Genomic DNA, 23,612 nt, shown 5'->3' with positions numbered 1-23,612 from the left:
ATCAGGGCTTGGGAATCACCGCGCAGGCGATGCGCGGGCCCGAGTTACCCGAAGGCTGCGTCGTGAAGTCGTCGCGGTCGCGGTGCACCACCAGCGCGCGGCCCGCCACGTTGTTGACGGCACCCTCGGTCAGCGAGATCGAGTGGTCTTCCACGCTGAAGCGCGCCACGCCGCCGGCGTCGGCCACCAGGCTCGGCAGTTCGCCGGCATGGCTGCCGGCTGCTGCGAACTTGCCGTGCGTGCCGCCGGTCGGGTTGAAGTGGCCGCCCGAGGCATCGCCGTTGTTGCCGCAGTCGCCCTTTTCGTGGATGTGGAAGCCGTGCTCGCTGCCCGGCACCAGGCCGCGCACCTCGCCCGACACGCGCAGGCCGTGGTCGAGCGCGGTGAAGGTCACCGTGCCGCGGGTCGGGTTGGGCGTGATGGCGCCGGTCGGCACCAGTTCGACGGCCGTGCTGGGCTTGCCGCCCATGCTGCCGCAGGCGGCCAGGAGGGCGGCGGCGAGCAGGGCGGTGCCGGTGGCGATGAGACGACGTTGGTTCATGTGTTTTCCTTGGACGGGCCGGAAGGCTGGGCGGGTTGTGAAGGCTGGGACGAAGTATCCGCAGACCCCGGAACGTATACCGGAGCCGGCGGCGCATCGCAATCGGCGGCGGCCTCGGACTGCTTCTGGCGCTGCTGTTCCTGCACGGCGGCCAGCGCCACCAGCCGGGCCAGCGCGGCGTCGTGTATCGCATGGCGCTGCAGTTCCAGCAAGGTCTGGCGCGCGTAGTCGAGCGAGGTGCCATAGCGGCCGACCGCATGGGCGAAGATGTGGCGGTAGCGCTCGTCGCTGAGCTCGCCCGTGAAGTTGGGGCTGCGCCGCGAGAGCGTGAAGGCCAGCGCGCGCACCGGGCCTTCGGCCGTGCCGCAGGTCAGCCATTTGGGGTCGTACACGCCGGTCGGCATCTCGCGCAGCCAGAGCCGGCGCAGCGTGGCGAGCCCGTCGGCCTTCGGCACGCGGAACACCATGCCCCGGCAGCTGCCGCCCGAGAGCAGGCCGAACACGAGGCCGGGCACCTGCACGCTGCCGCGGTTCACGCGGCTCCACATCTTCAGCGCGCGGTGCCATCCGCGCACCCAGGCCTGGCGCCGCTCGACAAAGTCGAACTCGGGCCGCCAGATGAGCGAGCCGTAGCCGAAGAGCCAGAGGTCGTCGTGCCCGCCCCAGTCGGCGATGGCGCGCTCGAGCATCGGCTGCGGGTCGCGCAGGGGCCTTGGCATCGGGTCGAGTCCCGGCGGGCCGGGATCCGGCGTCGGGTCCGACACGGGGGTGAAAGGGTCGACGCCTACAATTTCGCGATCATGGTTCACCGCACCATTATTTACCGACCCCTTTCCTACGGAGCAAGACCCGCGATGAGCGACGACGACAGCCAGCAGAATTTCATCCTCGGATTCGTCATGGCGCTCATCGCCCTGGTGATCTTCTTCGTGGTCGGCATCGTGCTGTGGCACAAGGGCCACAACCCGGCTACTGCTGCTGCCGCCGCCAAGCCCGCCGTGGTGATCTCGGCACCGGCCCCCGGCGCGGAACCCAAGCTGGCCGAGGTGACCGAGACGGTGACGGTCACCATCCCCGACGGGGCGAGCATCCGCGTGATCGACGGCGTGGTGAACTTCTACTTCGCGACCGGCAGTGCCGATCTGGCACCGGGCGCCGCCGAGGCGCTGGCTGCGGTCATCAAGGGCGTCGAGAGCGGCCGCAAGGCGGTGGTCTCGGGCTACCACGACACCACGGGCGACGCCGCCATCAATGACCAGCTCGCCAAGAAGCGCGCCGAGATGATCCGCGACGTGCTCGTGGGCCTGGGCGTGCCGGCCGCCAAGATCGACCTGCAGAAGCCCGCGGTCACAGCCGGATCGGGCAACAACACCGAGGCGCGCCGGGTCGAGGTCAAGCTGGTCGACTGACCGCCGCCGCGCAAGCTCCGCGACGCAATAAAAGCCCGGTGATGCCGGGCTTTTTCATGTTCGTCGCTTCGATCGGTGCGAATGGGTAAATTCGTATTGCCGGGCGCCCGTATTTCATCGGGCTTTCGCGCCCGGCTTGGTACCATGGGCCTCCAGGCCCACAGTCGCCCTGGCGACACGCAGCAAGAGCCCACGACCCCATGAGCAGCAGCACACACCCCACCGTACGCGACATCACCGATCGCATCCGCGAGCGCAGCCTGGGGCTGCGCACCGCCTACCTCACCCGCCTTGCCGAGATCCGCAGCCGCGACCGCGGCTCCGACCGCATGGGCTGCGCCAACGTGGCGCACGCCGTGGCCGGCATTCCGGCCAACGACAAGTTCCGCGTGGTGACCGAGCGCGCACCCAACATCGGCATCGTCACCGCCTACAACGACATGCTCTCGGCGCACGCGCCGTACCAGGGCTACCCGGACATCATCAAGCACGAGGCCCGCCGCCTCGGCGCCACCGCTCAGGTGGCCGGCGGCGTGCCCGCCATGTGCGACGGCGTCACGCAGGGCACGCCCGGCATGGAACTGAGCCTGTTCAGCCGCGACCTCATCGCCATGAGCACCGCCGTCGCGCTCACCCACGACATGTTCGACAGCGCCTTGCTGCTGGGCGTGTGCGACAAGATCGTGCCGGGCCTGCTGATCGGCGCGCTGCACTTCGGCCACCTGCCGACCGTGTTCGTGCCGGCCGGCCCCATGGCCTCGGGCCTGTCGAACGGCGCCAAGTCGAAGGTGCGCGAACAGGCCGCGCAGGGCCTCGTGGGCCGCCAGGGCCTGCTCGACGCCGAAATGGCGGCCTACCACTCTGTGGGCACCTGCACCTTCTACGGCACCGCCAACAGCAACCAGATGCTGCTCGAAGCCATGGGCCTGCACGTGCCCGGCACGGCCTTCATCCAGCCCGGCGACGCGATGCGCGAAACGCTCACGCGCGAAGCGGTGCGCACGGTGCTGGGCAAGGCCAGCGACGCCGCCTTCAGCTGTCCACCCATCGGCGAAATGGTCGACGAGCGCTGCATCGTCAACGCCATGGTCGCGCTGCTGGCCACGGGCGGGTCGACCAACCACCTGATCCACTGGGTCGCGGTGGCCCGCGCGGCGGGCATCGTGATCGACTGGGACGACTTCTCGAAGCTCTCCGACATCGTTCCGCTGCTGAGCCGCGTGTACCCCAACGGCAGCGCCGACGTGAACGAGTTCCAGGCCGCGGGCGGCCCCGGCCTCGTGATCGGCGAACTGGTCAACGCGGGCCTGATGCACGAAGACGTGCTGACGGTGCGCGCTGGCGGCATCCGCGAGTTCGCCAATGTTCCGGCGCTGGCCGGCGAGCCGAGCGAGCAGCGCCTGCAATGGAGCCCTGCCGCCCCGCTGAAGAACGAAGCCATCACGCGCACCGTCGCCAGCCCGTTCAGCGCCACCGGCGGCCTGAAGCTGCTGAGCGGCAACCTGGGCCGCAGCGTCATCAAGGTGTCGTCGGTGCCCGACGACCGCCATGTCATCGAGGCGCCCGCGCGCGTGTTCGACTCGCAGGCCGCATTGCAAAAAGCCTTCACCGCCGGCGAGCTGGAGCGCGACGTGGTCTGCGTGGTGCGCTGGCAGGGCCCGCAGGCCAACGGCATGCCCGAGCTGCACAAGCTCACGCCGCCGCTGTCGGTGCTGCAGGGCAAGGGCTTCCGCGTGGCGCTGGTCACCGACGGCCGCATGAGCGGCGCGTCGGGCAAGATTCCGGCCGCCATCCACGTTTCGCCCGAGGCGGCCGCCGGTGGCCCGCTGGCCAAGGTGCGCGACGGCGACCTGATCCGCCTCGACGCGCTGGCGGGTACGCTTGCCGTGCTGCTCCCTGAAGACGAATGGGCGGCGCGCGAAACCGCGACGCTGTCCGAAGCCCAGCGCATCGCCGACGGACACGGCCTCGGCCGCGAGTTGTTCGCCGGCATGCGCCGCAATGCATTGACCGCAGAAGAAGGAGCCTGCTCATGGCTATGAACGAAAAACTCACCCCCCTCGACGTGATGCGCGACGCGCCGGTCATCCCGGTCATCGTGCTGAACGACGTGAAAGACGCGGTGCCCCTGGCGCGCGCGCTGGTCGCAGGCGGCATCCGCATGCTCGAAGTCACGCTGCGCACACCGCAGGCGCTGCAGTGCATCGAGGCCATCGCCAAGGAAGTGCCCGAAGCCGTGGCCGGCGCGGGCACCATCCGCAGCGCGGCCGATGCGCAGGCCTCTGCCATGGCCGGCGCCAGGTTCGGCGTGAGCCCGGGCTACACACGTTCGGTCGGCAAGGCCTGCCACGACCTCGGCCTGCCGCTGCTGCCCGGCGTGGCCACCGGCAGCGAGATCATGACGGCGCAGGAAGACGGCTACACCCAGCTGAAGTTCTTCCCCGCGCTGCAGGCCGGCGGCCTGCCGATGCTGAAGGCCTGGCAGGGCCCCTTCGGCGACGTCACCTTCTGCCCGACGGGCGGCATCCATGCGGGCAACGCGGCCGAGTTTCTCGCGCTGTCGAACGTGGCCTGCGTGGGCGGTTCGTGGATCGTGCCGGCCGACGCCATCCGCGACGGCGACTGGGCCCGCATCGAACAACTGGCACGCGCCGCGAGCCAGCTGTCGCGCTGACCGACCATGCGCGCAGATTTCGACGCGAGCGACCTGAAGGTCATCGCCTTCGACGTCTTCGGCACGGTGGTCGACTGGCACAGCGGCATCGCCGCCGAGTCCGAGAGCGCCTTGCCCGGCGTGGACGGCGCGGCCTTCGCGCTGGCCTGGCGCGCGGGCTACCAGCCCGCGATGAAGGCCGTGATGGAGCGCATTGCCGCGGGCGAGGGCGGCTTCACGCTGCTCGACGAGCTGCACTTGAGCATGCTGGAGCAGGTGCTGCGCGATTTCGGCCTGGGCGACCGGCTCGACACCGCCGCCAAGCGCGACCTGAGCCGCGCCTGGCACCGCCTGCCGGCCTGGCCCGATGCGGTGGCCGGGCTCACGCGGCTGAAGAAGAAATTCACCATCTGCACGCTGTCCAACGGCAACATCGGCCTGCTCACCGAAATGGCCAAGCGCGCCGGGCTGCCCTGGGACTGCGTGCTGTCGGCCGAAGTGTTCAAGGCCTACAAGCCCGATCCGCGCACCTACCTTGGCGTGGCGGCTGTGTTCGATGCGACGCCGGGGCAGGTGATGCTCGCCGCGGCGCACCACGACGACCTGGCCGCCGCGCGCGTGTGCGGCCTGAAGACCGCCTACATCGAGCGGCCCCACGAATTCGGCCGCGCCCAGCCGAAGGACGTGTCGCCGCAGCCGGACAGCCACCTGCACGCGCGCGACATCAATGCGCTGGCCGACCTGCTCGGCTGCTGATCAGCCGGTGAGCAGCTTCTCCACCGTGCGCAGGTTGCGTGTGGTGGTGCTCGACCTGTAGCGCGTCTTCGCGAGCAGCTTGGCGACGGGTGTGGCCAGGCTCTCGCCGCGCGGGCATTGCCAGTACAGCACGCCCTTGCCGCGCTTCAGTTGCTCGACATCGGCATCGACGGTGCCTGCTTTCTGCATCACTTCGTCGAGCATCGCCGCGTCCGACCCGAACACGATGTACGGATGGCGCTCCTCGTCGATGCGCTCGAAGGGGTAGCCCTTGGCCATGTCGGCTACCTGCGTCTGCGTGAGCAGCACGATCCACGCGTCGTAGCCGAAGCGTTTGCGCAGCGCCTGTTCGATGCGCGTGCGCAGCGCCGCGGCATCGGCCTCGTCGGTGTCGAACAGCACATTGCCGCTGGCGAGCACGGTGCGCACCGTGCCGAAGCCGAGTTCGTCGGCGAACAGCGCCTTCAGTTCGGCGCTCTTGATCGCGATGCCGTTGACGTTCACGCCGCGCAGCAGGGCGACGTGGCGTGTGGTCGCGGTTTTCTTCGGGCTCGCCATGGTGCTGCCCGATGCGGCTTAGCGCAGGCCGCCGCCAGCGGCGCCTTCGTCACGCTGGATGAGTTCGATCTTGTAGCCGTCGGGGTCCGTCACGAACGCGATCACCGTGGTGCCTCCCTTGACCGGACCGGCCTCGCGCGTCACGTTGCCGCCCGCGGCCTTGATCTTGTCGCAGGCCGCATACGCATCGGGCACGCCCAGGGCGATGTGGCCGTAGGCGGTGCCGAGCTCGTAGCTCTCGGTGCCCCAGTTGTAAGTGAGTTCGATCTCGGCCTGGTCGGGGTTGCCCTTGCCGTAGCCGATGAAGGCCAGGCTGTACTTGTATTCGGTGTTTTCCGACGTGCGCAGCAGGTTCATGCCGAGCACCTTGGTGTAGAAGTCGATGGAGCGCTGGAGGTTGCCAACGCGCAGCATGGTGTGAAGAAGTCGCATCTCGTGGTGCCGTGTAGTTGTGGGGGAGGAAGGCCGCTATTGTCGGCCTCCCGGCGCGGCGATCAAGCCGCCAGGGTGAGCAGGTGGGCCTGGTGGCGCTGGAGGAATTCCATCAGGTGCAGTGGGTACTCCGGGACCACGGCGTCGCGCACGCTGGGACGTGCCGCCAATGCCTTGCGCCAGGCGTTCACCTTGGGCAGCGCGTCGAAGATGTGCGAGTCGCTGATCGCGTCGAACACCTCGAAGTAGCGAAACACCGGCGCGAAGACCGCGTCGACCAGGCTGAAGTCCTTGCCGGCGAAGTAAGGGCCTTCGCCCAGCGCGGCTTCCACGCGTTCGAACTTGGCGACCAGGGCGAGCCGCTTCTGCGCGAACACGGCCGCGTCCTGCGTGGTCTCGTAGCCCCAGAGGTCGGCGAGCGTGGCCGAGCCGAACTCCATCCATGCGCGATGCTGCGCACGGGCGAGCGGGTCTTCGGGGTGCAGGCGGGCGCCGGGTTGCGTCTCTTCGAGGTACTCGCAGATCACGTTGCTTTCGAAGAGCACGGCTTCGCCGCCGTTTGGCCGCTGCACCTTCAGCAGCGGCACCTTGCCCAGCGGCGAGATGTCGAGGAACCACCGGGGCTTGTTCGCCAGGTCGATGACGACGCGCTCGAAGGGCACGCCTTTCTCATGCAGCGCGATGGCGGCACGCTGCACGTAGGGGCACAGCAGATGGCTGACGAGGGTGAGGGGTTGCGGCATGGGGCTTTCCGTTCTCTGGGGATGGGGTGGAAGGCCGCGATTCTTGCGATCCCGAACAACCTTTTCCCGCAAAGCCCATTCGACGATCGGGCGCCCTGTGCTAGGCCGCCGTGTCCAGCCAGTGCGTGATGCGCCCGCCGTGCATCACGCCGATGCGGTCGGCCATTGCATGTGCCTCGGCCTCGTTGTGCGTGACGAGCACGGCCGTCTGGCCCGCCTGCTTCAGGATGCCGCGCACCTCGGCCGTCAGCCGCTCGCGGGTGCCGCCGTCGAGGTTGGAGAAGGGCTCGTCGAGCAGCAGCAGCGCGGGCGAGGGTGCGAGCGCGCGCGCCAGCGCGATGCGCTGCTGCTGGCCGCCGGAAAGCGCGTGCGGATAGCGCTCGGCTGCGTCTGCAAGGCCCACCAGCGCGAGCATCTCGGCCACGCGCGACTGCTGCGCCGCGCGGTCGAGGCGACGCAACCCGAACGCCACGTTCTTCGCGGCCGACAGGTGCGGGAACAGCGCGTACTCCTGGAACATCATGCCCACGCGCCGCTGCTCGGGCGGCAGGTGCGCCTGCGTGGACGAAAGCAGCACGTCGCCGAGCCGCACCGTGCCCGCGCGCAGGGGCTCGAAGCCCGCGATGGCGCGCAGCACCGTGGTCTTGCCGCAGCCCGAGGGGCCGAACAGGCAGGCGATCTCGCCCGCCTTCAACGCGAGCGAGAAGCCGTCGACGACCGTGTGGGGGCCGCGCGGGGTGTCGTAGGCGAGCTGGATCGCGTCGATGTGCAGGGGGGAACTCATGGGGTGTCGGCGCCGATGGGGTTCGAGGGCGTGCCCGGCTGATGGCGCGCGAGCAGCACCACGGGCAGCAGGCCGGCCCCCACGATGGCGAGCGCGGCGATGGCGCCTTCCTCGTAGGTGCCGCGCGCGGCCTCGGCATAGAGCCAGGTGGCGAGGGTGTCGAAATTGGCGGGGCGCAGCAGCAGCGTGGCCGGCAGTTCCTTCATGGCGTCGACGAACACCAGCAGCGCACCCGCGGCCATGGCGGGGCGCAACAGCGGCAGGTGCACGCGGCGCAGGGTGCCGGCCGTGGTTTCGCCGAGCAGCCGGGAAGCCTGCTCGATGGCCGGCGGAATGCGCGCCAGGCCGGCCTCGATGCCGCCGACCGGCATCGCGAGAAAGCGGATGACGCAGGCCACCACCAGCACGACGCCCGCGCCCATCAGCGGCAGGCCCTGCCACCCCATCGCGGTGGCCAGCGCCGCATCGAACGCGAGCGCCGGCGTCAGCAGCCCGATGGCCAGCACCGTGCCCGGCACCGCATAGCCCAGCGTCGCCACGCGCGCCTGCCAGCGTGCGCGGTCGGGGCGTGAGCCCTGGCTGCGCGCGGCCCACGCGACGACCAGCCCGGCCGCGACAGCGATCACCGTCACGCCCGCAGCCAGCGCCAGCGTGTTGCCGAGGCTCGCGACCAGCCCGTGCGAAATGCCGCCGCCTTGCCGCAGCCGCTTGGCGCTTTCCCATACCAGGTAGAGCGCGGGCGCCACGAAGCCGATCAGCACCGGCAGCGCGGCCGCCGCGGTCGCCGCCCAGCCCGCCGCACCGCGCAGCCGTTGCGGCTGCACTGCCCGCATGCGTTGCGCCGAACCGAAGCGTTGTTGCTGGCGGCCATGGCGCTCCAGCCACACCAGCGCCACCACCATGAACAGCATCGCGCACGCGATCTGCGCCGCACCGGCCAGGTCGGAGCGCGTGATCCACGTCGTGTAGACCGCCACGGTGAGCGTGTTCACGCCCAGGAACTCCGAGGCGCCGATGTCGTTGAGCGTTTCGAGCAGCGCCAGGCTCAGCCCCACGGCCAGCGCGGGCCGTGCGAGCGGCAAGGCCACGCGGAAGAACGCGCCGCGCCGGCTCTCGCCGAGCATGCGTGCCGCTTCCATCAGGTGCGCGGGCTGCGTCATGAACATGGCGCGGGCCGTCATGTAGACGTAGGGATACAGCACGAAGCCCAGCACGAAGATCGCGCCGGGCAGCGAGCGCAGGTCGGGCAGGCGGAACTGGCGCGGGCTGTCGAAGCCCAGCACCCAGCGGATTGCGCCCTGCACCGGGCCGATGGGGTGCAGCAGGTCGAGGTAGGCGAAGGCGACGATGTAGGTCGGCATGGCCAGCGGCAGCAGCAGCGCCCAGTGCAACACGCTGCGCCCCGGAAAGTCGTGCGCCGTGACCAGCCAGGCGCAGCCGGTGCCGATCGCCAGCACCAGCGCACCGACGCCCGCGAGCAGCAGGGCGGTGTTGAGCGCTGCCTGCGGCAGCACATGCGCGAACAGCGGACCCCAATGCCCGACGCCCGAGCCGAGCGCGAGCCATGCGAGCGTGAGCACCGGCGCGAGCACGCCGAGCGCGATCAGCAACGACGCGCAGCGCCATGCAGGGCCGGCGGCGCGCAGGCCGCCATGCCGAGCGGCGAAACTCATGCGGAACAAGGTCTGCCCATCGCGCGGGTGCATGCCAGGAACACCGTGGAACCGGCTTTGCCGGGCCACAGGTGCTGCCCCCGGAAGGGGGTGGGGGAAGGCGACACGCAGTGCGCCGCAGCCTGGGGGCGAGCCAACGCTACTGGTCGAAGCCGACCTTGTCGACCAAGGCGCTGGCCTGCTTGCGGTACTTGGCAATCTCGGTCAGCGGCAGCGGGTCGACCTTCAGTTCGCCGATGGTCTGGCCGATGATCGGGTCCAGCGCCACGCCCTTGCGCACCGGGTACTCGTAGTTGGCCTGCGCGTAGAGCGACTGCGCCGGTTCCGACACCAGGAACTCGAGCAGCTTGACCGCGTTGGCGCGCTGCGGCGCATTCTTGGCCACCGATGCGCCGCTGATGTTCACGTGCGTGCCGCCGCTCTTCGCGTTGGCGAAGGTCGGGCGAATCACCTTGATGGCGTCGCCCCACTTGCGCGCGTCGGTGCCTTCCTTCGAGCTCTTCATCTGGCCGACGTAGTACGAGTTGGCCAGGCCCACGTCGCAGATGCCGCCGAGGATGTCGCGCGCCACGTCGCGGTCGCCGCCCGTGGCCTTGCGCGCCAGGTTGGCCTTCACGCCGCGCAGCCATTGCTCGGCCTTGGCCTCGCCGTCGTGCGCGATCATGGACGCGACCAGCGCGGTGTTGTAGGGGTGCTGGCCGGCGCGGATGCAGACCTTGCCCTTGTACTTGGGGTTGGCCAGGTCTTCGTAGCGGAAGCTGGTGAGCGGCAGGCTCTTGTCGGCGTACAGCACGCGCGCGCGCATCGACAGCGAGAACCACTGGCCGTCGGCGCCGCGCAGGTTGGCGGGAATGGCCGATTCGAGCGCGGCCGATTTCACCGGCTGCGTCACGCCGCCCTCGACCAGGTCCATGAGGTTGCCGATGTCCACCGTCATCAGCACGTCGGCCGGCGAACGCGTGCCCTCGGCCTTGACGCGCTCCAGCAGGCCGTCCTTCACGAACACGGTGTTGACCTTGATGTTGCTCTGCGCACTGAAGGCCGAGATCAGCGGCTGGATCAGCGCGGGCTCGCGCGTGGTGTAGAGCGTGAGTTCGTCGGCGGCGGCTTGCGCGGGCAGGGCGACGAGCGCGGTCATGGCGAGCGAGGCGGCGCTGGCGCCGAACAATGCGCGCGCGGCGCGGCCTTGGACGCCTGAGCGTTCGGTCATGGAGATCCTCCGGGAGCTGTGAAATATTCTGGAAACGCCGGCGCCTGTCTTGTTGCAGTGGCCGAGATGCGAATAATTATCACTGGGAGGATTGCGCGAAGAGGCCTTTGCACTTACGGGTCAAAGGCCTACTGCGCCGGGGGCGCGGCTCATGAAACGCGCCGCGAGCTTTGGCCGCGAGTTGCAGCGGCTTTGGCAGTAGTCGCAGCTTTTGGCAGTAACGGCGTGGGAAGTTGGCGGACGCCCCAATAAGCACAACCGGACGCTCACCAAGCCAACACAGCGTGACTTGGAGCAGTCAGCTGTTCAGGCGCTCTTTGACCTCGGACTGGACCGCCTTGAAGGTCTCTCCAAAGCGAGCAGCGTTCGCTGGTACTTCATCGAGCATGAAGTAGGCCTTGAACCGGTTCTCGACGATAAGGGGAAGTCGTTGGATGAATTTGCGTCTCAGGTATCCAATGGATGCAGCGACACCCTGAGCAGCCTGAATCTTTCTTTGACGCCGCGCTGTCTTCGCAACTCCGTCTCTCGTTGCATGTTCGGCCAGATATGCGGACATCAACTGCCTCCACCAGAGTTCGGCGGTGACGATCGCCATTTGCCCTTTCTCCAAGCTCCGACTGCTCCAACTCCGAAAGGCTGTGCCAAGGTCGGTCGTCGCGATGAGCTGCTGGTAGAAGTCGCGGAAGTGGCCGAGTAGCTCAGCCGGGTTAACTTCATGCGATGGGCCGATCAAGCCGAGGCAGGGTGCGCCGCGACCAGTGTCGATACCGCTCACGATGCCAGCCCCGTGGCAACACGACAGAACGACAAAGAGCTGGAACTGACAGGCTTGGTTGATCGGGCGCAGGAGGTCGCAAAGCTCCTGCCAACTGATTTCGCTGCCGTTGGCGAACTCTAGGCCTTCATCAGAGCCATGACATTCGATGTGCAACCACGGCACGTGGCCCTGCTGCGAGTTCGTGAGCAGTTCCGCTAGCACGTCCCTGAAGCCTTGGGCGCTTTCGGTGGTGTAGTGGCCCATCGGCAGGGGGAAGTCAGCCTCCCCGATGACAGGCTGGAGAAAGTCAAAGAGGATCTGACCAGTCTTGACTTCGTCTGGCTCAAGGGACTCAATGATGTAGAGGCGGTTGAATCGAAAAAAGGTCATCGTTCAGTCATCAAGGGTGGCACCAACTGGAGCGCAGACCGCCGGCCGAAGTCACACGTCGCCGTATACCTTGAAATACTCTTGTGCGTGGGCCATGTATAAGTCGGTGTAGAGGTTGTAAATCTCAAACCAATGCAACCCGCGAACAGGCCCAGTTTCAATGTTCGTTGAGAGAAAGAAGTCAATTGCCTGCGGATGGGATGACTTGTTCAGATAAGACCAAATCACTGTCAACGTGTAGTTATCAAAATTCACCTCCTTCACGTTTGACGGATGTTCCTCATCCTTTGGAAATGAGGTTCCGCGCCGACTGCACACCGCCATAAATCTCAGTTGCCCTTCACTTGGTTCATAGGCTCCCAATGGCTCAAGTCGGTCAGCGCACTTTCCGGGCAACTGATACCTGTCTCGTGATAGATCGCCACAAATACGAAACAGAACAGGCACGAATAAATTGTCTTGCTTGATGCCGGTCGTCAATTGACACAGGCTCTCCGTTCTGTTTGGGAAGGTTTGGGTTCGCTTGATGACATTGACGGTTGCGCTTTTTTTACTGGCGTGAACAGAAATGTGCTTTTCACACTCCTCGAATCTTGAGTCGTCACAGACTGCCACCAGTTCGCCAAACGTAGCGGCTGAATACGCCCTTCCTCCGCTGGTAATGTGAATATTCAGGTCACCACCCCGTGTTTCATGCACGCCGAATACTGTTCGGGGCGAGTCCTCCACATCAATCACAAAGCGTGTTTTCATCCTTGGGCTTTCGCGCAATAGCTGTGTTTTGAGGATACCCGGAGGCCCCTCTTGTGCGTAGCCTTAAAGACGGCGCCCAACGCAAAACGCGAGACCATATGGTCTGTTTACTTCCGAGCCGTGAATTTTGAGATGAGCACCTCGCCCACGGCCTGATTGGCCTTGGCCGCGATGCTGTACCTCGTCTTGACCGCCTCTATGCGAAAGTCCGAGAAGGTCTGCCGCACAGCTGGCGTGTCATTCAGGCTCAGGATGAACTTGCCCTTCAGGCCGTTCAGGAGGCCCGCCGAGCGCGCGAGATCGTCCCGGGTGAACACCCTCTCGCCATAGTCCTTTTCGTTGCCCCAGTGCGGCGCGTCAACATAGAACAGCGTGCCCGGCTTGTCGAAGCAGAACCTGGCCGCGCGCTGGATGTCCATGACATCGGGCAGCAGCACCATGAAGTTGTCGAAGTCATCGCGCGCCACCAGGTCGCCGAGCTGGTGCTTCACGCAGCGGTACAGGTTCGTCAGCTCGCGGTTGATGTCATTGATGATGGGCGTGCGAGAGGCGCACCCCTCAACGCCCCGGCGGAATGTCGAACACCAGGCAGGTGGTCGTGGCATGCGCGTACAGCGTGCCGTCTGGCCCGTACAGGCGCGCTTCGGCGGTGGCGAGCTGCCTGCCGCAGTGGATCACCTTGCCCTCGGCGCGCACGCGCTGCACCTTGGGCGTGAGGCCCTTCACATAGTTCACGCCGAGCTCGGCGGTGGTGTAGGCCCGACCGGGCGGCATCATCGTGTGCACCGAGCAGCCCAGGGCCGAGTCGAGCATCGTCGCGACCCAGCCGCCGTGGATGGTGCCCAGCGGGTTCAGGTGCTGCGGCAGCGGCGTGCCCTGGAAGATGGCCACGCCGGCGCGCACCTCCAGGATCGTGAAGTCCAGCGTCTTGGCGATGGCCGCGTAGGGAATGTCGCCGTTCAGCATGGCCTGCATGATCTCGAGGCCGGTCTTGCCCGCGAGCTGGTCGGGGCGGGCAAGGCCGGGGCCCGGGCCGCTTTCGAGGCGGTCGATGATGCGGCGTTCTTCGGCGATCCAGGCCTCGAGCTGGCTGGTGGGTTGTGTCATGCCTGTGTTCCTCCTGGGGGCTTTGGCGGGGTAGGGTGGTTGCATATGCAACAGTTGCACCTACAATAATATCCCATGGACACCCCCACCAAGCCACGCGGCTGTACCAGCTTCAAGGTTCGACAGCTGTCGCGCCGACTCTCGCAGCACTACGACGCCGAGGTGTCGCAAAGCGGCCTCAAGACCACGCAGTACTCGCTGCTGTCGCACCTGGCGCGGCTTGGTCCCTCGCGCCCGGTCGACCTGGCGGGCGAGCTCAAGATGACCGCCTCGACCCTGAGCCGCAACCTGCAGCCGCTGATCGCCGCGGGCTTCATCGCGCAGGGTGCCGGCGCCGATGCGCGCAGCCTGCTGGTGCAGCTCACCGACGCCGGCGAGGCCAAGCGCCGCGAAGCGCAGCAGTACTGGAAGGCGGCGCAGCAGAAGATCAATGCACTGCTGGGCGTGGAGCGCGTGCTCGCGCTGCACCAGCTGATCGACGAAGCGATGGAACTGCTCGGGGCCGACGACGAGCCCGCCATCGAAGACTGACCCCCCGCCGCATACACCGCCGCCTCATACCTGGTCATCGACCCCGCGCACAGCCGCGCGGTCTGCGCTCCCCGTTTCTCTCCTCCAAATCCATTCCAACAGCAGAGGTCCCATGTTCGCCACCCAAGTCTCCGCATGGCTGCAGCGCCGCGGCATCCACTACGGATGGATCGTCGCCGCCATCACCTTCCTGACCATGCTGACCATGTCGGCTGCGCTGGGTCTGCCGGGTGCCATGCTGCAGCCGCTGACCAAGGAGTTCGGCTGGAGCACGGAGCAGATCTCCTCCGCGCTCGCGCTGCGCTTTGCGCTGTTCGGCCTCATGGGCCCGTTCGCCGCGGTGCTGATGGAACGCTACGGCCTGCGCGCCGTGATCTGCACCGGCCTGGCGCTCGTCGGCCTGGGGATGGCGCTGGTCACCATGGCCTCGCAGCTGTGGCAGCTGTTCGTGCTGTGGAGCCTGATGCTGGGCCTGGGCACCGGCATGACGGCGCTGGTGCTCGGCGCGGTGGTGGCCAACCGCTGGTTCGTGGCGCGCCGCGGTCTGGTCATCGGCATGCTCACGGCCAGCTCGGCCACGGGGCAGCTGGCCTTCCTGCCGTTCGCGGCCTGGATGATCGAGCACTGGGGCTGGCGCTCGGCCATCGTGCCGATCGTGATCGGCAGCGTGCTCATCGGCGTGCTCGCCCTGTGCCTCATGCGCAACCGGCCGTCGGACATCGGCCTGCTGCCCTACGGCGAAGTGCCCGGCACGCAGCCGGCCGCGCCCGCCGTGGCGGCCCCGATGATGAACTTCGCCACGCCGTTCCGCGTGCTGAAGGAGGTCTCGACCAACCGCACCTTCTGGATCCTTGCGGGCACCTTCTTCATCTGCGGCCTGAGCACCAACGGCCTGGTGCAGACCCACTTCATCTCGCTGTGCGGCGACAACGGCATGGGGGCCGTGCCCGCCGCATCGGTGCTCGCGATGATGGGCGCCTTCGACTTCGTGGGCACCATCCTGTCGGGCTGGCTGTCGGACCGCTACGACAACCGCAAGCTGCTGTTCTGGTACTACGGCCTGCGCGGACTGTCGCTGTTCTGGCTGCCGCATTCGGAATTCACCATCTACGGCCTGGGCCTGTTCGCGATGTTCTACGGCCTCGACTGGATCGCCACCGTGCCGCCGACCGTCAAGCTCGCAGGCGCCACCTTCGGCCCCGCCAAGGTGGGCCTGGTGTTCGGATGGGTCTTTGCCGCGCACCAGCTGGGCGCCGCCACGGCCGCCTATGGCGCGGGCTTTGCGCGCACGCTGCTGCTGACCTACACCCCGGCGCTCTATGCGGCCGGCGCGGCCTGCCTGGTGGCGGCCGTGATCGTGATGTTGATCCGCCGCCCCGCGGCCAAGACCGGCACGCCGGTCGCCACCACTACCACCACCTCCAACACGGCCGCGCGCGCCTGAACACACCCGAGCCATTGCCATGACAACGTCCACACCGCCGAAAGCGCCGCAGGCCCAGGGCGAGCTCGACCCGCGCACGCGCCGCCTGCTCGAGGCGCCCATCGTGCCCACGTTGCTGCGGCTGGCCGCGCCCAACGTGCTGGTGATGGTGGCGCAGGCTTCCGTCGGCCTCATCGAGACCTACTTCGTCGGCAAGCTGGGCACTGATGCGCTGGCGGGCATGGCGCTGGTGTTCCCCATCGTCATGCTGATGCAGATGACGTCCAGCGGCGCCATGGGTGGCGGCATCGCCTCGTCGATCGCCCGCGCGCTCGGTGCGCGCCGTCGCGCGGACGCCGACGCGCTGGTGTGGCATGCCATCGTCATCGCGCTGGGCTTCGGCCTGTGCTTCACGCTGGCGCTGCTGCTGGGCGGACGATGGCTCTACGGGATCATGGGCGGCACGGGGCCGGCGCTGGAGGCCGCGCTCACCTACTCGAACTGGGTGTTCGCGGGCGCGGTGCTGGTGTGGCTCTTCAATTCGCTGTCGGCCATCATCCGCGGCACCGGCAACATGTCGGTGCCGGCCAACGTGACGGTGGTGGGCGTGGTGTTCCTCGTTCCCGCCTCGCCGCTGCTGATCTTCGGCTTCGGCCCGCTGCCGGGCATGGGCATCGCGGGCGGCGCGATGGCGCTGCTGCTGTACTACCTGCTGGGTTCCATTGCACTCATCGTGTACCTGCGCTCGCCGCGCAGCCTGCTGCGGCCCACGCTCGACGCGCTCAAGCTGCGCTGGCCGATGTTCCGCGACATCCTGCGCATCGGTCTGGTGGGCGCGGTGTCGACGGTGGCGACCAACCTGTCGATCGGCATCGCCACCGCGCTCACGGGCCACTTCGGCTCGGGCGCGCTGGCCGGCTACGGCACGGCTTCGCGGCTCGAGTACCTGCTGGTGCCGCTGGTGTTCGGCCTGGGCGCGCCGCTGGTGGCCATGGTCGGCACCTGCATGGGCGCGGGGCAGCGCGAGCGCGCGCTGCGTGCCACCTGGGCCGGCGCGGCCATGGCCTTTGCATTGACCGAGACCATCGGGGTGGTGGCAGCGCTGTTCCCTCGGCCCTGGCTGATGCTGTTCGGCAACGACCCCGCCATGCTCGAAACCGGCGAACATTACCTGCGCGTGGTGGGGCCGCTGTATGGCTTCTTCGGTGTCGGGCTGGTGCTGTATTTCGCGTCGCAGGGCGCGGGCCGGCTGCTGTGGCCGGTGCTGGGCAATATCGCGCGCCTGGTGGTGGCAGGCACCGGCGGCTGGCTGGCGCTGCGCTGGGGCGGCGGGCTCACCGGTGTGTTCGCGGCGCAAGGCGTGGCGCTGGTGGTGTACGGCATCGTGATCGCGTCGGCCATTGCGGGCGGCGCCTGGTTCGGCCGCGTGGGCTGGCCGCGCACCACCAACGGCTTGCTGCGCCGCGTGGCGCAGGCCTGAAGCAATTTTCAACAACCTCGTTCAACGAAAGCTCGCCATGAAAATCAAGGACTCCGTCGTCTTCATCACCGGCGCCAACCGCGGCCTCGGCCTGGCATTCGCCAAGGCGGCGCTGGCCGCCGGCGCCCGCAAGGTCTATGGCGCGGCGCGCGACCCCCAGAGCATCACGCTGCCCGGCGTGACGCCGGTCGCGCTCGACGTGACGCAGCCCGCGCAGATCGAGGCGGCCGCGCGCGCCTGCGGCGATGTCACGCTTCTCATCAACAACGCGGGCATCTCGCGCGGTTCGAGCTTTCTCGGTTCGCCCGATGCCGTGGCCGCCGCGCGCGCCGAGTTCGACACCAATTTCTTCGGCCCCTGGGCGGTGACGCAGGCTTTCGCGCCAGTGCTTGCGGCCAACGGCGGCGGCGCGGTCGTCAACGCGCTGTCGGCCCTGAGCTGGACCACCTTCCCGAGCGTGGCCACCTACAGCGCGACGAAGTCGGCCGCCTGGTCGCTGAGCAACGGCCTGCGCAACGAGCTCGCGGGGCAGGGCACACAGGTCACGAGCCTGCACATGGCCCTGATGGACACCGACATGGCCGCGCACATCCCGGGCGACAAGGTGTCGCCTGACGACGTGGCGCGCCAGGCGCTCGAAGGCGTGGAGGCCGGCAAGCCCGAGGTGCTGGCCGACGGGGTCTCGCGGCAGCTGAAGCAGGGGCTGTCGAGCGACACGCCGCCCTATGCGGCGTCCCCGGCGTAAGCACGCGCACCAAGCAGCGCCGCAAACACAAACCCGGGCCAGGCCCGGGTTTTTTCATCAGTAGCGGTACGGATTATTCGGCCGGCGGTCGTAGCGGTTCGGCACGCCGTCGCGGTCGTTGTCGCGGCGGCCGGCATGGCGGCGGTCGTCCCAGCGGCGATCGCGGTAGTGGCGATCGGGGCCGTAGTGGCGCGGCGCGTTGTAGTAGCGCGGCGGGGGCGGCGGTGCGTAGTAGCGGCGCGGCGGAGGCGGCGGCACGACGTACACCTGCGCCTGGATGATGGGGCCGCCACGTTGGGCCTGCGCTGGCGCGCTGAGCGCGGCCAGCGACAACAAGGCTGCGGCTGCGAATGCAAAAGTAAGCTTTTTCATGTGATCCCCCGGTATGTGGTTGGAAGCCTCATCCTCGCGTCCCCGTGTGAAGCACGTGTAAGGCTGGAGCGAAATCGGATGAAGAGCTGTAAGCCCGTGCGCGCGGCAATTCTTGTTGGTGCGCTGCGGCAATCACGACTCACGCGGACATACTAAAGGCGCAACGGCTTCGGCGCGCCTCACGAGGCACGCCAATCGTTGTAGGCCTTTGGCTCAGGCCCGCGGGGCCGGCAGCATGCGCCGCAGCGCTTCGAAGAACAGGTCGGACTGTTCGCGTTCGCCCTGGATCTGCGCCGCCACGTGCGCAGCCAGCTTCGCATTCACCGGAACCAGCGGGCGTCCGGTCGACTGCGCAATCACCTGGTGCAGGCAGGCGCGCTCCAGGTAGTAGAGGTCGTCGTAGGCGTGCGCGATGGTGCCGCCCGCCACGATCACGCCGTGGTTCGCCAGAAAGGCCACGTCCTTGCCGGCCATGGCGCGCGCAATGCGTTCGCCCTCGGCGTCGTCCAGGGCCAGGCCGTTGTACTCGGCATCGATGGCAATGCGGTTCATGTAGCGCATCGCGTTCTGGCTGGCGGTGGGGTCGAGCGCGCGGTCGACCGTGATCGTGAGCGCCGTGGCATACGGCATGTGGCAGTGCAGCACGACCGCATGGCCCGTGAGCCGGTGCACCGCGCCGTGGATGAACAGGGCCGTGGGCTCCACGCGGTGACGGCCCGCCAGCACTTCGCCGTGCACGTCGATCAGCACGATGTCGTCGGCGCCGATCTCGCTCCAGTGCAGCCCGCGCGGGTTGATGAGGTAGCGGTCCTGTGCGCCCGGCAGCATCACGCTGAAGTGGTTACACACGCCTTCGGACAGCCCGTGGTGGGCGGCCGCGCGAAGGGCCAGGGCCAGGTCTTCGCGCAGCTTGCGAACGGCGGGGCTGGCGTAGTCGGAATCGGCGGACATGGTGGGGTCTCCTTTTGTTCTTGTGAGGGGGGTGCCGGTCAGGCCAGGGTGAGGCCGTGCCAGGCCGCGACGAATTTCTTCGCATCGTCGCGCACCGCCGAGGCCTGCTTGCCGGGCTTGTACAGCGCGGAGCCGATGCCGAAGCCGGCTGCGCCACCCGCGCGCCATTCGGCCATGTTCGCGGGCGTGATGCCGCCCACGGGCATCACCGGCGTGCCGGCAGGCAGCACGGCCAGCAACGCCTTCACCACGGCGGGCGAGGCCAGCTCGGCGGGGAACAGCTTGAGCCCGGTGGCGCCCGCCGCGAGCGCGCCGAAGGCCTCGGTCGGCGTCATCACGCCGGGCAGGCAGACCATGCCCAGGCGCGCGGCCTCGGCAATGACCTCGGCGTTGAAGTTGGGCGAGACGATCAGCTCGCCGCCGGCCGCCTGCACGTCGCGCACCTGCTGCGCGCTCAGCACCGTGCCCGCGCCGACCAGCGCCTGGGGAAAGCGCTGGCGCATCAGCGCGATGCTCTCCAGCGGCCGGGGCGAGTTGAGCGGCACTTCGAGCAGCAGGAAGCCCGGCTCGACGATGGCGTCGCCGACATCGGCGGCCTCGGCGGGGGACAGGCCCCGCAGGATGGCCACCAGGGGCAGTGCGCGCATGGCGGCATTGAATTTGTCGAGGGGCGTGGTCATGCGGGCGTCCGGTCGGTGTCGAGGAAGCCGGACAGCGCGTGCAGTCCGGCCCAGGTGGCTTCGGCGCCCAGCGTGCGCGTGGCGACGCCGGTGGCGCGCAGGGCCAGTGTGTAGCGTTGGGTGAGGGCGGAAGAGCCGATCAGCACCACCTCGCCCACCGCCTGGAGCGACTGCGTGCGCAGCTCTTCGCCGATGAGCAGGCCGGAGAGGTAGCTCGACAGTTCCTGTTTCGGCATGCGCTCGAACAGCGCGAGCGTGCGCGCGCCGAAGGCGTTGTGCAGCAGGCCGTGGCCGTTCTCGGAGCGGGTGACGCCCTCGAGGAACGAGGCCTCGTCGAGCGGTGCCGAGGCATCGAGCGTGCGCGCCAGGATCGAGTGCTGGCTCAGCAGCGCGTAGAACTCGCCCGTCATGTAGGTGCGAAAGCCCGCCACGCGGCCCTTCTTCACCGTGACCCACTTGTTGTGGGTGCCGGGCAGCACGAAGACGCCGTCGCTCTGGCCTGTGATGGCCATGGCGCCGAAGATCTGCACCTCTTCGCCGCGCATCACGTCGGGCACGCCGTCGTGCTCGTCGCTCAGGCCCGGCACGATCGCGATGCGCGCGCCGGGCAGGGCGCCCATGTCGACGTTCAGGTCGATGATCTTGCGGCCCACTTCCACGCGGCCCGCCGGGCACGCGCAGTAGGGTGCCTCCACCCAGCCCTGCTTGCTGCCGGCCATGCCGGAGATGAGGCAGCGCGTGCCTTCAAGCCGCATCCAGTCGCCGAACAGTGTCTCGAAGACGGCGGGAAAGCCGCCTTCAGGTACGGTGAGGATGCCGCGTGCGTCGCTGCGTTCCTCGAGCACCTTGCCGTCTGTGTCCAGCAGGGCGCCGCGCAGTGAACTGGTGCCCCAGTCGATGGCTATCAGTCTTGTCATCTCAGTGATTGTCGCGCGGCACGAATGCCCCGCGACGACCACGCAGGAACGCCAGGTCGGCCCCCTGGTCGGCCTGAAGCACCGTGTCGACGTACAACTTCCAGTAACCGGAATCGAGCGGCGCCTTGGGCGCGACCCATGTCTCGCGTCGCTTGGCCAGCTCTTCGTCGCTGACGTGCAGATGCAGCTTGCGGTTGGGCACGTCGAGTTCGACGATGTCGCCGTCCTGCACCAGCGCCAATGGCCCACCGGCAGCCGCCTCCGGCGCCGTGTGCAGCACCACCGTGCCGTAGGCCGTGCCGCTCATGCGTGCGTCGCTGATGCGGACCATGTCGGTGATGCCCTTGCGCAGCACCTTCGGCGGCAGCGGCATGTTGCCCGCTTCGGCCATGCCGGGGTAGCCCTTGGGGCCGCAGTTCTTCAGCACCATGACGCAGTGCTCGTCGATGTCCAGGTTCTCGTCGTCGATGCGCTTGTGCAGGTCTTCGGCGCTCTCGAACACCACCGCGCGGCCCTTGTGCACCAGCAGTTCCGGCGTGGCCGCGCTGGGCTTGATGATGGCGCCGTTGGGCGCGAGGTTGCCGCGCAGCACGCAGATGCCGGCGTTCTCCTTGAAGGGCTCGGCCAGCGGGCGGATCACCTGCGGGCCGTAGTTCTCGGCGTCCTTCACGTTGTCCCACAGGCTCTGGCCGGTGACCGTGAGGATGTCCTTGTGCAGGTGGTCGGCAATTTCCTTGATCACCACCGGCAGGCCGCCCGCATAGCAGAAGTCTTCCATCAGGTACTGGCCCGAGGGCTGCAGGTTCACCAGGCAGGGCAGCTCGGAGGCGAGGCGGTCGAAGTCGTCCAGCGTCAGGTCGACGCCGATGCGCCCCGCAATGGCCAGCAGGTGGATCACGAAGTTGGTCGAGCCGCCGATGGCCGCATTCACCTTGATCGCGTTCTCGATGGCCTGGCGCGTGAGGATCTTCGACATGTTCATGTCCTCATGCACCATGTCCACGATGCGCCGGCCCGCCTGGCGCGCAAGCACGTTGCGGCGGCCGTCGACGGCAGGGTAGGCCGCGTTGCCCGGCAGGCCGATGCCCAGCGACTCCACCATGCAGGCCATGGTGCTCGCGGTGCCCATCGTCATGCAGTGGCCGTGGCTGCGGTGCATGCAGCTCTCGGCCTCGAAGAATTCCTGCAGCTTGAGCGTGCCGGCGCGCACCTGCTCGCTCATCTGCCACACGCCGGTGCCCGAGCCCAGTTCCTGCCCGCGCCACTTGCCCGAGAGCATCGGGCCGCCCGACACGCCGATGGTCGGCAGGTCGACGCTGGCCGCGCCCATCATCAATGCAGGCGTGGTCTTGTCGCAGCCCATGAGCAGCACCACGCCGTCGAGCGGGTTGCCGCGAATGCTCTCTTCCACGTCCATGCTCGCGAGGTTGCGGTACAGCATGGCGGTGGGGCGCAGCAGGGTTTCCCCGAGCGACATCACCGGGAACTCGAGCGGGAAGCCGCCCGCTTCGTACACGCCGATCTTCACCTGCTCCGCCAGCGTGCGGAAGTGCGAGTTGCAGGGCGTGAGTTCGCTGAAGGTGTTGCAGATGCCGATGACCGGGCGACCGTCGAACTGGTCGTGCGGCACGCCCTTGCCCTTCATCCAGCTGCGGTAGATGAAGCCGTCGCGGTCGTTGCGGCCGAACCATTGCTGGCTGCGAAGCTCGCCGGATTTTTTCTTGGGGGAAGTGCTCATGGGGTGTCTCCGTTTATTGGTTTCAGCGGCCCCAAACCTCAGGGTTTGTCCTGCCGAAGGTCGATTTCAATCATCATATGATAAGCGCGGTCAAGCCGTGGAGACCTCAGGATTTGCGAGCGGCGAGATAGCAAATTTCACATCACACATGATCAAGAACATCCACGGCCGCACCCTCGAGTTGCTCGGTGAAGCCGTGGTCTCGGGGCGCTACGCCATCGGCGCGTCGATCCCTGCGGAGCCCATCCTCGGCGAGGAGCTCGGCGTGAGCCGCACGGTGGTGCGCGAAGCCATCAAGTCGCTCGCGGCCAAGGGCCTGATCGTGACGGGGCCGAAGGTCGGCACCCGCGTGCTGCCCAAGGACAAGTGGAACTGGTTCGACCCCGACGTCATCACCTGGCAGGCGCGCGCCGGCCTCACGCCCGAGTTCCTGCGCGACCTGCAGGACCTGCGCCGCGTGGTGGAGCCGGCCGCCGTGCGCCTTGCGGCGGAGCGGGCCAGCCAGGAAGACATCGACGAGATCGAGCAGGCCTACGCCGGCATGAAAGAGGCCGTGGAAAACGGCGGCGACTACGTCACCTTCGACCTGCGTTTTCACAACGGACTGCTGAGCGCCGCGCGCAACCGCATGCTGGCGCAGATGAGCAAGGCGCTCAATGCGCTGCTGCGCACCAGCTTCGAGCTGTCGACCACCAAGCCCGACGGCCCCGCGCTCTCGCTGCCGCTGCACCGCGCGGTGCTCGACGCCGTGATCGCGCACGAGCCCGGGCTGGCCGAAGTGGCGGTCATTCGCCTCATCGACGGCGCGCGCCAGGACATCGAAGAAATTCTCGGTTCGCGTCGCCGCCTGCCGCGCCTGAGCAGACCGCCGCCCAGGCTCAAGGCCAGCTAGCCGCACCACGACGTTCACGCCCTTGCGCCCGTCTACGCGTTTGTCCGCAGTTCGCATCCGGTTCTTTCACCCTACGCTCGCCCGCCGAGCCAATTCCACCGAAAAAGAGAAGGA

The 23,612-nt window shown here is 67.9% G+C and carries 26 protein-coding genes; 9 read left to right on the top strand and 17 right to left on the bottom strand.

All coding sequences use genetic code 11. The features are described from left to right. Position 1: 1 nt before the first annotated feature. Both ACSFBM_RS11605 and ACSFBM_RS11600 read right to left on the bottom strand, forming a co-directional pair. Complete coding sequence (locus ACSFBM_RS11605; protein WP_435484472.1) at positions 2-541, bottom strand: superoxide dismutase family protein; 540 nt, start codon at positions 539-541, stop codon at positions 2-4. Continuing rightward, positions 538-1,260, bottom strand: coding sequence for a gamma-glutamylcyclotransferase (locus tag ACSFBM_RS11600; protein WP_435484471.1), 723 nt, complete (start codon positions 1,258-1,260; stop codon positions 538-540). Before ACSFBM_RS11600 ends, ACSFBM_RS11605 begins: the two co-directional genes overlap by 4 nt. Positions 1,261-1,395: 135 nt before the next feature. On the opposite strand from ACSFBM_RS11600, the gene ACSFBM_RS11595 reads away from it, so the two are divergent. The 4 genes from ACSFBM_RS11595 to ACSFBM_RS11580 all read left to right on the top strand — a co-directional run bounded on the left by ACSFBM_RS11595 (position 1,396) and on the right by ACSFBM_RS11580 (position 5,359). After that, positions 1,396-1,950, top strand: coding sequence for an OmpA family protein (locus ACSFBM_RS11595; RefSeq protein ID WP_435484470.1), 555 nt, complete (start codon positions 1,396-1,398; stop codon positions 1,948-1,950). 200 nt (positions 1,951-2,150) lie between these two features. Then, the gene (gene edd, locus ACSFBM_RS11590; RefSeq protein ID WP_435484469.1) at positions 2,151-3,992 is read left to right on the top strand and encodes a phosphogluconate dehydratase; all 1,842 of its coding nucleotides are present in this window, start codon (positions 2,151-2,153) and stop codon (positions 3,990-3,992) included. Next, positions 3,983-4,624 (top strand): bifunctional 4-hydroxy-2-oxoglutarate aldolase/2-dehydro-3-deoxy-phosphogluconate aldolase, encoded by a 642-nt coding sequence (gene eda / locus ACSFBM_RS11585; protein WP_435484468.1) that lies wholly within the window; start codon positions 3,983-3,985, stop codon positions 4,622-4,624. The genes edd and eda overlap by 10 nt, the downstream gene beginning before the upstream one ends. A 6-nt stretch (positions 4,625-4,630) precedes the next feature. Then, positions 4,631-5,359 carry a haloacid dehalogenase type II gene (locus ACSFBM_RS11580; protein ID WP_435484467.1) on the top strand — a complete coding sequence of 243 codons (729 nt, stop codon included), beginning with the start codon at positions 4,631-4,633 and terminating at the stop codon, positions 5,357-5,359. On the opposite strand, the gene ACSFBM_RS11575 is transcribed toward ACSFBM_RS11580, so the two are convergent. The 10 genes from ACSFBM_RS11575 to ACSFBM_RS11530 all read right to left on the bottom strand — a co-directional run bounded on the left by ACSFBM_RS11575 (position 5,360) and on the right by ACSFBM_RS11530 (position 13,769). Beyond that, positions 5,360-5,917: a DUF1697 domain-containing protein gene (locus ACSFBM_RS11575; RefSeq protein WP_435484466.1), complete on the bottom strand. Its 558-nt coding sequence runs from the start codon at positions 5,915-5,917 to the stop codon at positions 5,360-5,362. 18 nt (positions 5,918-5,935) lie between these two features. Then, complete coding sequence (gene gloA, locus ACSFBM_RS11570; protein WP_435436379.1) at positions 5,936-6,349, bottom strand: lactoylglutathione lyase; 414 nt, start codon at positions 6,347-6,349, stop codon at positions 5,936-5,938. Between the two features lie 62 nt (positions 6,350-6,411). Continuing rightward, entirely contained in the window at positions 6,412-7,092 is a 681-nt protein-coding gene (locus ACSFBM_RS11565; protein WP_435484465.1) for a glutathione S-transferase family protein, read from the bottom strand. A gap of 100 nt (positions 7,093-7,192) precedes the next feature. After that, entirely contained in the window at positions 7,193-7,876 is a 684-nt protein-coding gene (locus ACSFBM_RS11560; RefSeq protein ID WP_435484464.1) for an ABC transporter ATP-binding protein, read from the bottom strand. Then, complete coding sequence (locus ACSFBM_RS11555) at positions 7,873-9,549, bottom strand: ABC transporter permease (protein WP_435484463.1); 1,677 nt, start codon at positions 9,547-9,549, stop codon at positions 7,873-7,875. The genes ACSFBM_RS11560 and ACSFBM_RS11555 overlap by 4 nt, the downstream gene beginning before the upstream one ends. 139 nt (positions 9,550-9,688) lie before the next feature. Then, a complete protein-coding gene (locus ACSFBM_RS11550) occupies positions 9,689-10,759 on the bottom strand; it encodes a Fe(3+) ABC transporter substrate-binding protein (RefSeq protein ID WP_435484462.1) in 1,071 nt (356 codons plus the stop codon). Positions 10,760-11,057: 298 nt separating this feature from the next. Further along, positions 11,058-11,909, bottom strand: a complete 852-nt coding sequence (locus tag ACSFBM_RS11545) for a hypothetical protein (RefSeq protein ID WP_435484461.1) — start codon at positions 11,907-11,909, stop codon at positions 11,058-11,060. Positions 11,910-11,960: 51 nt separating this feature from the next. Further along, on the bottom strand, positions 11,961-12,662 hold the full coding sequence (locus ACSFBM_RS11540; RefSeq protein WP_435484460.1) for a hypothetical protein: 702 nt from the start codon (positions 12,660-12,662) through the stop codon (positions 11,961-11,963). 107 nt (positions 12,663-12,769) lie between these two features. Then, a complete protein-coding gene (locus ACSFBM_RS11535; RefSeq protein WP_435484459.1) occupies positions 12,770-13,153 on the bottom strand; it encodes a DNA adenine methylase in 384 nt (127 codons plus the stop codon). A gap of 67 nt (positions 13,154-13,220) precedes the next feature. Next, complete coding sequence (locus tag ACSFBM_RS11530; RefSeq protein WP_435484458.1) at positions 13,221-13,769, bottom strand: PaaI family thioesterase; 549 nt, start codon at positions 13,767-13,769, stop codon at positions 13,221-13,223. A gap of 75 nt (positions 13,770-13,844) precedes the next feature. Here ACSFBM_RS11530 and ACSFBM_RS11525 point away from each other — a divergent pair, with 75 nt between their 5' ends. The 4 genes from ACSFBM_RS11525 (at position 13,845) to ACSFBM_RS11510 (ending at position 17,948) form a co-directional block, all read left to right on the top strand. Next, positions 13,845-14,300 carry a MarR family winged helix-turn-helix transcriptional regulator gene (locus tag ACSFBM_RS11525; RefSeq protein WP_435484457.1) on the top strand — a complete coding sequence of 152 codons (456 nt, stop codon included), beginning with the start codon at positions 13,845-13,847 and terminating at the stop codon, positions 14,298-14,300. 112 nt (positions 14,301-14,412) lie between these two features. Beyond that, a complete protein-coding gene (locus tag ACSFBM_RS11520; protein ID WP_435484456.1) occupies positions 14,413-15,744 on the top strand; it encodes an MFS transporter in 1,332 nt (443 codons plus the stop codon). A 19-nt stretch (positions 15,745-15,763) separates the two neighbouring features. After that, positions 15,764-17,203 (top strand): MATE family efflux transporter, encoded by a 1,440-nt coding sequence (locus tag ACSFBM_RS11515; RefSeq protein ID WP_435436387.1) that lies wholly within the window; start codon positions 15,764-15,766, stop codon positions 17,201-17,203. 37 nt (positions 17,204-17,240) lie between these two features. Then, positions 17,241-17,948, top strand: coding sequence for an SDR family oxidoreductase (locus ACSFBM_RS11510; RefSeq protein WP_435484455.1), 708 nt, complete (start codon positions 17,241-17,243; stop codon positions 17,946-17,948). A gap of 57 nt (positions 17,949-18,005) precedes the next feature. Here ACSFBM_RS11510 and ACSFBM_RS11505 read toward each other — a convergent pair whose 3' ends face one another. The 5 genes from ACSFBM_RS11505 to ACSFBM_RS11485 all read right to left on the bottom strand — a co-directional run bounded on the left by ACSFBM_RS11505 (position 18,006) and on the right by ACSFBM_RS11485 (position 22,606). Next, positions 18,006-18,320, bottom strand: coding sequence for a hypothetical protein (locus ACSFBM_RS11505; protein WP_435436389.1), 315 nt, complete (start codon positions 18,318-18,320; stop codon positions 18,006-18,008). Positions 18,321-18,533: 213 nt separating this feature from the next. Next, positions 18,534-19,271: an aldolase gene (locus ACSFBM_RS11500; RefSeq protein WP_435484454.1), complete on the bottom strand. Its 738-nt coding sequence runs from the start codon at positions 19,269-19,271 to the stop codon at positions 18,534-18,536. 38 nt (positions 19,272-19,309) lie between these two features. Next, positions 19,310-19,951: a 2-dehydro-3-deoxy-6-phosphogalactonate aldolase gene (locus tag ACSFBM_RS11495; protein WP_435484453.1), complete on the bottom strand. Its 642-nt coding sequence runs from the start codon at positions 19,949-19,951 to the stop codon at positions 19,310-19,312. Next, positions 19,948-20,868 (bottom strand): 2-dehydro-3-deoxygalactonokinase, encoded by a 921-nt coding sequence (locus ACSFBM_RS11490; protein WP_435484452.1) that lies wholly within the window; start codon positions 20,866-20,868, stop codon positions 19,948-19,950. The genes ACSFBM_RS11495 and ACSFBM_RS11490 overlap by 4 nt, the downstream gene beginning before the upstream one ends. Before the next feature lies 1 nt (position 20,869). Beyond that, complete coding sequence (locus ACSFBM_RS11485; RefSeq protein ID WP_435484451.1) at positions 20,870-22,606, bottom strand: IlvD/Edd family dehydratase; 1,737 nt, start codon at positions 22,604-22,606, stop codon at positions 20,870-20,872. A 148-nt stretch (positions 22,607-22,754) separates the two neighbouring features. Between ACSFBM_RS11485 and ACSFBM_RS11480 the strand changes: the two genes are divergently transcribed. Then, a complete protein-coding gene (locus ACSFBM_RS11480; RefSeq protein WP_435484450.1) occupies positions 22,755-23,498 on the top strand; it encodes a FadR/GntR family transcriptional regulator in 744 nt (247 codons plus the stop codon). Positions 23,499-23,612: the final 114 nt, after the last annotated feature.

The organism is Variovorax pasteuri, from assembly GCF_051216435.1.
Lineage (GTDB): Bacteria > Pseudomonadota > Gammaproteobacteria > Burkholderiales > Burkholderiaceae_C > Variovorax.
This window is presented reverse-complemented; position numbering and strand designations above follow the sequence as displayed.